We start from the raw sequence: 11,019 nt of genomic DNA on the forward strand, positions 1-11,019 counted from the left end.
ACCGACCGGTAGAGATTGGTGATCTCGTACAGATGTTGCTACAGTTCATCGGGAGATCTACCCTGTGGACCGCGACATTTCGAGGATATGCGGACGATACGGTCTGGAAAGCGATTCGATATAGCATATATTTACTTTCTGCCTGTATGAGTGAAACAACACCAGGAATAGTTCAGTAACTCTGAATTTAGTTTATAATATGACATTGAGTGCCATGCCTAGATATGACGAGTCACGTATCGAAGCTACTTATGGCAGGGCAGTGGTTGTCGGCGGGAGTATGGCTGGTCTCTGTGCGGCCCAGGTCCTCAAAGACGCGTTCGATGAAGTCGTAATTCTTGAGCGTGATACATTATCTGACGAGCCAGTTGTCCGTGGGGGAGCCCCCCAGACTAGCCAACCGCATGCACTGCTGGAGGCTGGAAGGGTGACACTTGAGGATCTCTTTGCAGGATTCAGCACCGAAGTCCAGAATGCTGGTGGACTACAGCTCAACATGACGAGAGATATCTCGTGGCATGACAAAGGAGGAGTTGTTGCTGAGGCGGATACGCCACTCTTCGCGCTGTATGCCAGTCGACCGCTGTTCGAGCAGATCGTTCGAATCCGTGTTCGCAACGAACCGACGATCAAGTTCCAAGACAGCTGTCACTTTATCACGTACACGTGTGATTCGTCGACGGACCGAATAACCGGTGTTAAATACAGAGACGAACAGGGTAACGAAAGAAGGATCGAGGCGACGCTTACGGTTGATGCGAGCGGCCGAGCAAGCAAGACACCGTCGTGGCTCGCCACCCACGGCTATGCGAAACCGGATGTCGACCGTGTCGATATCGATGTGACCTACAGTACGGTTTGTGTATCCAGACCTCTCGGAGTCCAAAACGGCATTCTGATCGCTCCAGAACCAGATCACCCGCGCGGAGCGGCCATGCTTCCTGTCGAAGGCAATCGGTGGCAGATTCTGTTACAGGGACTTCATGGCGAACGGGCTCCAGCCGAGCGGGAGCAGTTTATCGAGTGGGCTACCCAACTCCCAATCGACGAGATTGCAGTACAGTTGCGAAACCAACAGTGGCTCTCTGAGATTCGTCGCTACCCGTTTCCGGCCAGTGTTCGACGGAACTATCAGACGCTCCGGCGCTTTCCCGAGGGGTTGGTCGTGACCGGTGATGCCGTTGCGAGTTTCAATCCGGTGTACGGACAGGGAATGTCGGTCGCCGCCTTGGACGGCCTTGCGCTTCACCATGGGCTATCCAACGGTGTCTCTGGTATTGGGCCACGGGTATTTGATCGGATAGCTACCATTGTTTCTGAGGCATGGCGAACAGCCGTCACTAATGATTTCATATTCGAGCAGACGACGGGCACGAAGCCGTTTGCGGCCGACCTACTCAACAGGTATACCACACGGTTAGTTACCAAAGCACATGACGACGGTGTGTTAACCGAGGCATTTCTCCGAGTCTTCCGGATGGAACAGTCTGCGACGAGCTTGTTGCATCCACGCATCGTCTGGCGAACGCTTCGTCCGGATTGGTAGTGGTATTCGTTACCATAATTGTCTGATCTCGTTATTCAATCGCAAACTGCCTTTTAAACGAATTCATTGTCCTGTATCGATCTCTGGTACAGCAACCATCAGACGTAAGCCGGTTTGGAATCAACTCCCACTATGGCATCGACAAACGAGAGCGGCACGTTCGACCTCGATGGAGAGCTGACAGTGAACCGGCTGGGGTTCGGCGCGATGCGCCTCTGTGGTGAAGGGATCATCGGATCACCCGAGGATGAGCAGTCTGCCAAAGACGTCGTCCAGCACGCGGTCGACCTCGGCGTCGACTTCATCGACACTGCAGACTCCTATGGGCCAGGTGTCAGCGAACGCCTGCTCCGTGAGGCAATCGACACCGAGGAGGTGACGATCGCAACGAAGGCCGGATTGCTTAGAAATAGTGACGGCCAGTGGCTCAACCACGCCGATCCTGACTACATCCGCAATCAGGTGCTGGTTAGCCGTGACCGCCTCGGGGTAGAGTCGATCGATCTCTACCAACTGCACAGCCCCGATCCGGACACGCCGTTCGAGGACAGTGTCACGACGTTCGCAGAACTCAAAGACGAGGGCTTGATCGATCACGTTGGTCTCTCGAACGTCAGCGTCGACCAGCTCGAAGCAGCCAAAGAGCATGTCGAGATCGCGTCGGTCCAAAACGAGTACAACGTGCTGAACCGCGACCACGAGGATGTCCTCCAGGCCTGCGAGGAGTACGGTATCGGATTCATGCCCTACTTCCCGATCGCTGCCGGGTCGATCTCCGGCGTCGACGCCATCCACGAGGTCGCTGATGCACACGATGCGACAGTCTACCAGATTGCGCTCACGTGGCTGCTCGACCACTCGGATGTGATGCTGCCAATCCCTGGTACCGCAAGCGTAGAACACCTCGAAGAGAACATTGCTGCCTCCTCAATTTCGCTCTCGAACGACGAGTACAGCCGGTTGGCAGCGATCGCGTCGACCAGCCGGTAGATCGACAGTTGCGGCCCTGTTCGGCACACTTTTCGAGGATATAGATGAACTCCTCGGTTTCAGCACAGTTCCAACATACTGTGTGTATACTAAATCGATGGCGGCAATCACGCCGGTACAATCATGATAACTCTGTACCTCTCTCTGCCGTGTGCGAACGAGTCGTTGCAGATCTCCATCTCCACACGACTGGCTCCGATGGCCAGCTAACGGTCGACGAACTCCCCGCAGCCGCGAAAAAGGCGGACATCGAGTGGATTGCTGTTACTGATCACGATCTTATTCATCCCGAACTGACCAGCCCGGTAACTGTCCGAGATGGGATCGGCATTATTCGCGGAATCGAACTGCGAGTACAAACCGAGACCCAGCAACTCGATCTACTGGGCTACGGTGTCGAACCAACTGCCGACCTGACCGCTGAACTCGACCGGCTGCAAGCAGACCGGATCAGTCGTGCGCAAAAAATAATCGACTGTGTCGAATCGTACGCCGACATCACTCTCGATCTCGATCCACACACAGGCGTTGGTCGACCACATATCGCCCGTGCAATCGCTGCGAGTGATTCGCCGTACGACTACAGCCAGGCATTCGCTGAACTGATCGGCACCAACTGTCCGTGTTATGTGGCCCGTGAGATCACCTCGTTCGACCACGGGAGTGCGTTACTTCGAGAGGCGTGTCGTGTCGTTGGTCTCGCCCATCCGCTCCGGTATGCTGATCCAGCGGCCGCTCTCGAGTTCGCCGCTGAACTCGACGCCGTAGAACGGTACTATCCATATAACCGTGCGGTGGATCTATCAACGGTCGACCGTGCAATCGAACGCCATGAACTGCTCGCAACGGGTGGCAGTGACGCTCACGAGACCGAGTTAGGCCACGCGGGGCTACCGCAGCCACTGTTCGACCGTTTCCACGCACAGTTCGAGGCGTAAGCGGACCGCTCTTCGAACGGAGTCAGTGTCAGCCGGTGTTGTTCCATCGCTGCTGTATCGGTGGTTGGTCAGCACACCTTCGACTGTGAACTGTGTATCACCGTCAGGACAGGGTCTGAAGCCGCATCAGCCATCGAGTCAGTATCACTATTTTCGGTCGACGTTGGAGGATCTGGTTATGATGATACAACCCTCCCAGCTATCGATGGAGGTGAAAATTCACATAGTTTTGATAAATCTTCGACCGTGTAAGACTCCAAATTCTAAATAATCTTTACTAAAGAACATGTCCAACTAGATGGTGTATGTCCATCGACGACACGCCACAATCCCCTACGGAACGCAAATCCGCAATCAAGAAACGTCACGAGCAGGCCGCAAGCGAGGTACTACCCGACCATCGAGAACTCTACATCGGCGGCGAGTGGGTCCAGAGCGCCTCCGGCAAGACATTTAAGACAACGGACCCGACGACCGGCGAGACGCTCGCCGAGGTCCAGTCCGGAAACGCCGAAGACATCGACCGCGCGGTAGACGCGGCGTGGAAGGCCTACGACGAGATCTATAGCGGCTTTTCGAGCGCCGAGCGACAGGCCATGCTCGAAGCGATCGCCGACCGCATCGAACAGAAAGCCGAGGAGTTCGCCACGCTCGAATCGCTCGATAACGGCAAGCCGATCACCGAGGCGCGCATCGATATCGACCTCGTAACCGATCACTTCCGTTACTTCGCTGCGGTCGCCCGCGCCCACGAGGGTCGGACGGTCGACACCGACGACAGCCGCCACGTCCAGACCATCGAAGAACCCTACGGCGTCGTCGGCCAGATCATCCCGTGGAACTTCCCGCTACTCATGGCCGCTTGGAAACTCGGCCCCGCGCTGTCTGCCGGAAACGCGGTCGTGCTCAAACCCGCCGAAGAGACGCCGCTCTCTGTTCTCAAACTGATGGAGGAGGTCGACGACGTGATCCCAAATGGCGTCGTCAACGTCGTTACCGGCTTCGGCCCCGACGCTGGCGAACCGCTGTCGAACCACGGCGGAATCCGCAAGCTAGCCTTTACCGGCTCGACCGAAATCGGCAGCAAGGTGATGAAAAGCGCCGCCGACAACATTACCGATATTACGCTCGAACTCGGCGGGAAGAGTCCGCTCGTGGTGTTCCCCGACGCCGATCTCGAACAGGCCGTCGACACCACCATCACGGCCATCTTCTTCAACACGGGCGAGTGCTGCTGTGCTGGCTCGCGGCTGTTCGTCCACGAGGATATAAAGGACGAATTCCTCGACGAACTCGCGGCCGCCGCCGAGGAGCTGACCGTCGACGATCCACTGCTCGACTCCACGAATCTTGGCCCGAAAGTGACCGCCGAGCAGGTCGAACGGACCATGAGCTACATCGAGGCGGCCGAAGCCGAGGGGGCGGCCTTCGTCACCGGCGGGAGCCAGCCCGACGACGAGGCGCTGTCGGACGGCTGTTTCGTCGCGCCGACGCTGATCGACGAGATCGACCACGACAGCAAAGCCGTCCAAGAAGAAATCTTCGGTCCCGTCCAAGAGGTTTTCACGTGGAGCGACTACGACGAGATGATCGAACTCGCGAACGACGTCGACTACGGGCTCGCCGCAGGCATTATCACCGAAAACCTCACCAAGGCCCATCAGTGTGCCAAAGACATCGAGGCGGGCAACATCTGGATCAACACCTACAACGACTTCCCGGCGGGCCAGCCGTTCGGCGGCTACAAGCAGTCGGGGATCGGCCGCGAGATTGGCCAGGACGCAGTTGACCACTACACCCAAACCAAGACGATCAATATCAGCCTGTAGTCGTGGCCGTCCCGTTTCCCGAAGCCGAGGGGTTCCGCGCCCGGCAGATCGCCATCTCGCCCGACGGAGCGGCCTATCGCGTCCCCTCGGGGTTCCACGAACGACTTCGGCAGGTGGTCGCCCCCAGTCGGGAAGAGCGGGACCCGAAGGTCGCCCTCGCGCTGTCAGGATGGGTCAGTCTGCAGGCCGATGGGATGACAGATCGGATCAACGTCGACGCTCCCGACGACTGGACCGACGCGACTCCAATCCGCCGGTTCGCATGCGTCCATGACGCGGGCTCGGTTGCGATTGCTCTGCATCCTAGCGGAGAGGTCGTGCGGTCGACCGACCCGACGAGCGTTGGGTTCGACGTCCTGGCCGAAAGCGAACGGTAGTTCGGTTCTCGCTGCACAACCGCGTCGACATCTCACATCCGGAGATTGTTGTCGGCTGGCGTCAGTAGCACCTATATGGACTATCGAGACCTCTCGCATACGATCAGCGACGCCGGTTCTGTGTTTCCCGGTGATCCACCGGTATCCATCGAGCCACACGCGACTATCCCGGCAGACGGATACCGGGTTTCGGCGGTGGAATGCGGGAGCCACACCGGGACCCATGTCGACGCGCCGAGCCACACCGAGCCGGGTGGTCGGAACATCGATACGTTCGGCGTCGAGCGGTTCGCCCTCGATGCGGTCCGGGTCGACTGCCGTGGGCTCGACCCACGGTCGCCGATCAGTCCGTCAGCGCTTCCGACAACCGATGCCGAGGTCCTCGTCGTCCAGACCGGCTGGGACGACCACTGGGCGACGGCGAAATACTTCGACCACCCGTTTTTGACGCCCGAGGCTGCGGAGTTCTGTGTCGACCAGGGGTACGACCTCGCGATCGACGCGCTCAACGTCGATCCGACGCCGACCGACAACGCCACTGCGACCGAACCCGAGGGGTTTCAGGTTCACCACGCGCTCCTCGGTTCCGGTGGGTTGATCTTCGAGAACCTGACCGGTCTCTCGGCCGTTCCCGAGCGATTCGAACTGCTCGCCTTTCCACTCAAACTCGTCGACGGTGACGGCGCACCGGTTCGAGCGGTCGCCCGCTGGGACTGAGCGCGAGCGTGGTCGACACACGCCATGTCGACGCTTTCAGGCGGCCGACACGCTGACTGATAAAGGCTCAAGCGTCTGCCCGTCGACTCTCCGTTAATGTCCGATCGACTCCTTTCGGTCAACGCCTACACGACCCTCGATCTGCTCGACGGCGAGGCCGAAGCTCACGACTTCACCGAATCAGCGTTCGCCGTGGTCAACGCCACTGCACCACGTAAGAAACCGGACCACATCAAGCTCGAACTGGAGCTGGACAACGCAGAGCTCGAACACCTCCCGGCTCACGCCGACCGTGTCCGGCTCACGCCGGAGCAGGCCAGGACGCTCGCGGCTGAGTTAGAAAAGTACGCCGACAAAGTCGACGCCTATCTCGCCGACAACGAGTGATCAGGGCTCCCAGTCGACGCGCTCGCGCCACTCGGTTTGCTGTTCGCGCTCGGTGACGTGGCTGTGGCCGTCGGCAAGCTCTGTACGGACACGGTCGTCGAAATCGGTAATCTCCGCGAGCAGGCCGTGGCGGAACGTCTCGACCACCTCGTAGGTCCACAGATTGTCGACAGCGCCCGATGGAAGGTGTTTTTCGCGGAGTTCGTCGGCGAATTCCTCGTGGCCCGCTTCTCGGAGCGTCCCTTCGGCTCGGGCCAGTTTGTCCATCGAGTGGCCGATTTTGTGGTGGAACGCAATAAGATCGCCGAACCCCTGATAGATGTGTTCGGTCGCGTGCTGAATGTCATGAAGCGCTTGTTTTTCGGCTGCTGAGAGGTCGTGATTGTCGTGGTCAGTCATATTCGTCAGTTGGGGCTGGTGGGCTAAACGACTGATTCAGGAATATTGAGTGGTTCGTGATGTCGACTGAGCTGTGCGTACCGAGCAGCTATTGTACGATACCAGTACCAAATTACGCCGGTATTTTAAACAAATATGATTTCTGAGCCTACATTCACGTTTTGCATAATACTTTTACTGGGTCAGTTCCTATTTTTCAATTCATTGTAGACGATGTGTGGGAGTACCTCGACGCGAACACCGTCGACTGTCTCGTCAGTGATTGCGAAATGCCCGAGACGGATGGGATCACGTTCCTCCGAGCGGTTCACGAAGAGTATCCAAACCTGCCGTTTATCGTCTTCACGGGCCAGGGAAACGAAGAGGCCGCCTCGGCGGCGATTTCGGCTGGCGTGACCGACTACCTTCAGAAGGACCGACACAGGGAAGTGTACGAGCTGTTGGCTACCCGGATCGACCAAGCGGTCGGCCACAGCCAGTCGAATCGGTACGCCATGCTCGCCCGCGATCAGCTCCAGTCGATTTTCTCGCAGATCGACGGCTTCTATGCGGTCGACGAAACGGTCGGGGCAATGCGACCTCTAATAACTAGTATGTAACCCACAGCCGTTCGCTGACTGCCGCTCGGTGGTTATGTTCTTCGATCGATTCTCTGCGCTCACGTTCGATCGTGCTGATTTTCGTCCTCACTTCGTCCTCACTTCGTTCGAACAGAAAATGCGTGGGAAGAGATTTGAACTCTCGGACCCCTACGGGACAGCGTCCTAAGCGCTGCGCCTTTTCCTGGCTTGGCTACCCACGCCCAGTTCAATAGAGACGCTAAGACCGGTAAGAAACTGTCGTTCTGATCGGCATCCGGCGGCCCGAGAGGTTAATTATCTCTGCGGAAAACCTTCAGTTATGTATCGCGCACGGGATCGACTCGAACACAGCGATTGGTTGGATCGCCTCGATGCTGCGGGCACCCAACTCGATCTGAGTCCGACGGTTCGGTCGACGGCCTCCGAGCTTTTTCTCACAAATATTCCCGAGGCCGAACGCTCGAAGCCAGCCGTTGCCGCCGCGAGCCTGTATGCGGCCGCGCTGATCGGTGGCGAGGAGCGCTCACAACCTGCGGTCGCCGAGACACTGGACGTCTCTCGACTCAGTATTCAGTCCCGGTGGAAAGCGATGATGGCGGATGCGGGCTTCCAGCCGCCGAACTGGTAAAACGAAACCCGTTACGAGCGTGTCTGCTCGCGGCCAGTCCGCTCGGGAGTCGGCCTCCCGTGGCGGTCGATCTCGCCAGTGACGATCCGTGTCGACGAAATTCGCTTGCCGTCGTTGGCCGGTACGTGGTCGACGATCTCGATTTCGAGCGGCTCGAAGCCCCGCTCGCGTCGCAGATCGTTAATCCGTTCGGCTCCGTCGACCGTCTCGGGCGAGACGACGAGCACGTCGAACTGTGGCTCGACGGCGATGCCAGTCGGCTCAGAGAGCGGCCGAATCTCGAACGTCCGGTCGTACTCGGCTGCGAGCGGTTCGAATTCGGCCTGCAGATCGGCTTTCCGCTCCTCGTAGGGCCGGACGTACCGCTCGACGTGTCTGGTTTCGACCGCAAGATCGTCATCAGTCAGGCCGACGGTCACATCACCCAGCGAGAACGCCCGCTCGAACAGCGCGTGGTGACCGTCGTGGACGGGATCGAAGGTCCCACCCAGCGCGACATTCATACTGCCGGGTGGCGGTCCCTGAACTTAAATATCCGTACTCTGCGTTCGTCCCGTATCCGATCAATCCGGGTCAATTGGGCCAATTGGGCCAATTGGACTAACCGAATTGCGATCAGGCCGCGTCTTTCGGGTCTTCCTCGTCGTCACTCTCGAGAGAGGCGTCCTCGATGTCGATGTCGACTGGTTGGTCGCCATCGTCCTCCTTTGGCTTGTTCTCGCCGCCCTCCTCGCCGTCGACACTGATCGTCACGGGGCCCCCCGTTTCGTCGTTCCCGCCAAGTCTCCGGTCGAGGTTGAACACCGTGTTGAGCTCGCGCTGTACCTGTCCGACGACGCCTCGAACCAGTTTACTCGGGGCGATGGCTTCGTACTCGTAGGGGTTGTTGCCTGCACCGCTGGACTCGCGCTTTTCTCGGTTCACCGTCTCTTCGTCGTGGAGTTCGGCCAGTGCCTCTCGAACCGTACTCGGATACAGCCCGGTGCCGTCGGCGACCTCGTCGCTCGTGCTGTCGGGATGCTGGCGGAGGTAGACGTAGATCCGCGCGCGGGTTTCGGTGTCGAGAATCCACGCCAACAGGTCGACGATGCCCTGGTCGAACTCCGAGACGGCCTTGTCGGCTTCGGCTTCCAGCCGAGCTTTGGTCTTTTGCAGTTCTGCGCGTGGCCCCTCACTCGATTGCTCGTTGGACTCTCCGCCGACCGAGTCGACATCGTCTACAGGGTCGACATCGATCGGATCCTCACCAGCGTCCTCGTCGGAATCTGTGGTCATTATACGCACAATCGGCTCTCCGTTAGCAAAAGGGTTTCTGTCGGCCAGCAGGCGACGGATCGATTACAGCACGAGCGAGGCACAGAGCCCATCGAGGCCCGATTCGGCCATCAGTTCGCGCTGGCGTTGGCTTCCGCTTTGGTCGTCGAGCACCGACTGTATCCCCTCCACGCCAAGTCGGTCGACCTCCCGGTCGACGACCTCATCGAGACCGATGACCCGGTCGCCATCCCGGCTGATAAAACTCGCCTCGTGGCCGTGGCGGATCGCCCGCCACTTGTTCTCGTCAAGGAACTCGCGGCGCAACTCCACGGCAGGGTCCTCGCCGTCTTCGAATCTGGCAGCGAGATCCATCACGAGCGCGTGAATGTACTCGACGAACGCGAGAACAACATCAGGATCAGACTGGCCGTCGGGCGTTCTGACCTCGACAGTGCCGAGGCCGGTGTGCGGCCGCACGTCGAACCACAGTTCGCCACGGTCGTTGATCGAGCCGGTCTCGACCATCTGCCGTTCGAACGCGTCGTAGGCCGCAAAGTCCTCGAATCGAGTCGGTACGCCGGTGTTCGGGAGATTCTCGAAGATCTTCGCACGAGCCGAGCCGAGGCCGGTGTCGAACCCGTTCCAAAACGGCGAGTTGGCCGACAGCGCGAGCACCGGCGAGAGATACCACCGGAGTTCGTTGGCAATCCAGACCGCCTTGTCGGGGTCGTCGACGCCCACGTGGATGTGCAGCCCAGCAGTGGTGTTTCGGTGCTGTGGATACTGAATCCGCTCCAACTGGGCCTTGTACCGAGGTTTGGTCGCGTGGTCGAGTTCGCGCCATTTGGCCGCCGGGTGGAGTCCCGCCGCGGCGATTTTGAAGCCGTGGGCTTCGGCGTGGTCGACCAGCGCCTGGCGGACCGCCCGCAGCGTTTCGGCGGCCTCGCTTGGTGACTCGATGACGGGTGTCTGAGTCTCGATCGTACACTGAAACAGCTCGTGGTCCAACCGGCCCTCGAGGAGTTCGGGCGGCTCGGAGTTGTAGATCAGTTCGGCGATGCCAGAGACTGGTCGGCCCGAGTCGTCGACAATAAAAAACTCCTCTTCGATGCCGAGCGTGCCCATGCGGGCGAACGCCTCCGACGAGCCGATCTCCGACGAACCAGTCTCCATCAGCCAGCGGTATGTGACCGACTCATAAATACCTCCTGAAGCCGGTGACTGTCAACGACCCGAGTAGGCACGAGTGGTCAGCGTAACTTTTGAATATCGGTGAGGAACTTTTTGATCCAACCATTCGCAAATCCAAGACGTTGAGAGAGATCTAAGAATGTGTCAGTGACAAACTGTTTGAAATGCTCTTGATTCTC

13 protein-coding genes and 1 tRNA gene are annotated in these 11,019 nt (G+C 58.8%); 9 read left to right on the plus strand and 5 right to left on the minus strand.

Annotation, left to right across the window (positions count from 1 at the left end):
- Positions 1-214 precede the first annotated feature (214 nt).
- From O2S87_RS12180 to O2S87_RS12210, 7 genes are all read left to right on the plus strand, one after another.
- Positions 215-1,546, plus strand: a complete 1,332-nt coding sequence (locus tag O2S87_RS12180; RefSeq protein WP_475409062.1) for an FAD-dependent oxidoreductase — start codon at positions 215-217, stop codon at positions 1,544-1,546.
- Between the two features lie 132 nt (positions 1,547-1,678).
- Complete coding sequence (locus tag O2S87_RS12185) at positions 1,679-2,536, plus strand: aldo/keto reductase (RefSeq protein WP_475409063.1); 858 nt, start codon at positions 1,679-1,681, stop codon at positions 2,534-2,536.
- A 149-nt stretch (positions 2,537-2,685) separates the two neighbouring features.
- Positions 2,686-3,474 carry a PHP domain-containing protein gene (locus O2S87_RS12190; protein WP_475409064.1) on the plus strand — a complete coding sequence of 263 codons (789 nt, stop codon included), beginning with the start codon at positions 2,686-2,688 and terminating at the stop codon, positions 3,472-3,474.
- Between the two features lie 305 nt (positions 3,475-3,779).
- Complete coding sequence (locus O2S87_RS12195) at positions 3,780-5,303, plus strand: aldehyde dehydrogenase family protein (RefSeq protein ID WP_475409065.1); 1,524 nt, start codon at positions 3,780-3,782, stop codon at positions 5,301-5,303.
- Between the two features lie 2 nt (positions 5,304-5,305).
- Complete coding sequence (locus tag O2S87_RS12200; RefSeq protein ID WP_475409066.1) at positions 5,306-5,680, plus strand: hypothetical protein; 375 nt, start codon at positions 5,306-5,308, stop codon at positions 5,678-5,680.
- Between the two features lie 75 nt (positions 5,681-5,755).
- Positions 5,756-6,397: a cyclase family protein gene (locus tag O2S87_RS12205; protein ID WP_475409067.1), complete on the plus strand. Its 642-nt coding sequence runs from the start codon at positions 5,756-5,758 to the stop codon at positions 6,395-6,397.
- A 96-nt stretch (positions 6,398-6,493) separates the two neighbouring features.
- The gene (locus O2S87_RS12210) at positions 6,494-6,784 is read left to right on the plus strand and encodes a DUF6360 family protein (protein WP_475409068.1); all 291 of its coding nucleotides are present in this window, start codon (positions 6,494-6,496) and stop codon (positions 6,782-6,784) included.
- On the opposite strand, the gene O2S87_RS12215 is transcribed toward O2S87_RS12210, so the two are convergent.
- On the minus strand, positions 6,785-7,183 hold the full coding sequence (locus O2S87_RS12215; protein ID WP_475409069.1) for a hypothetical protein: 399 nt from the start codon (positions 7,181-7,183) through the stop codon (positions 6,785-6,787).
- Positions 7,184-7,398: 215 nt separating this feature from the next.
- Here O2S87_RS12215 and O2S87_RS12220 point away from each other — a divergent pair, with 215 nt between their 5' ends.
- Entirely contained in the window at positions 7,399-7,782 is a 384-nt protein-coding gene (locus O2S87_RS12220; RefSeq protein WP_475409070.1) for a response regulator, read from the plus strand.
- A gap of 119 nt (positions 7,783-7,901) precedes the next feature.
- On the opposite strand, the gene O2S87_RS12225 is transcribed toward O2S87_RS12220, so the two are convergent.
- A tRNA-Leu gene (locus O2S87_RS12225) sits at positions 7,902-7,985 on the minus strand.
- A gap of 98 nt (positions 7,986-8,083) precedes the next feature.
- Here O2S87_RS12225 and O2S87_RS12230 point away from each other — a divergent pair.
- Complete coding sequence (locus tag O2S87_RS12230) at positions 8,084-8,392, plus strand: transcription initiation factor IIB family protein (protein ID WP_475409071.1); 309 nt, start codon at positions 8,084-8,086, stop codon at positions 8,390-8,392.
- 11 nt (positions 8,393-8,403) lie between these two features.
- Here O2S87_RS12230 and O2S87_RS12235 read toward each other — a convergent pair whose 3' ends face one another.
- The 3 genes from O2S87_RS12235 to O2S87_RS12245 all read right to left on the minus strand — a co-directional run bounded on the left by O2S87_RS12235 (position 8,404) and on the right by O2S87_RS12245 (position 10,822).
- Positions 8,404-8,895: a phosphopantetheine adenylyltransferase gene (locus O2S87_RS12235; RefSeq protein WP_475409072.1), complete on the minus strand. Its 492-nt coding sequence runs from the start codon at positions 8,893-8,895 to the stop codon at positions 8,404-8,406.
- Between the two features lie 112 nt (positions 8,896-9,007).
- Positions 9,008-9,667 carry a helix-turn-helix domain-containing protein gene (locus O2S87_RS12240; protein WP_475409073.1) on the minus strand — a complete coding sequence of 220 codons (660 nt, stop codon included), beginning with the start codon at positions 9,665-9,667 and terminating at the stop codon, positions 9,008-9,010.
- 63 nt (positions 9,668-9,730) lie between these two features.
- Positions 9,731-10,822, minus strand: a complete 1,092-nt coding sequence (locus tag O2S87_RS12245; RefSeq protein WP_475409074.1) for a glutamate--cysteine ligase — start codon at positions 10,820-10,822, stop codon at positions 9,731-9,733.
- Between the last annotated feature and the right edge of the window lie 197 nt (positions 10,823-11,019).

This window comes from Halohasta sp. A2, from assembly GCF_056175805.1.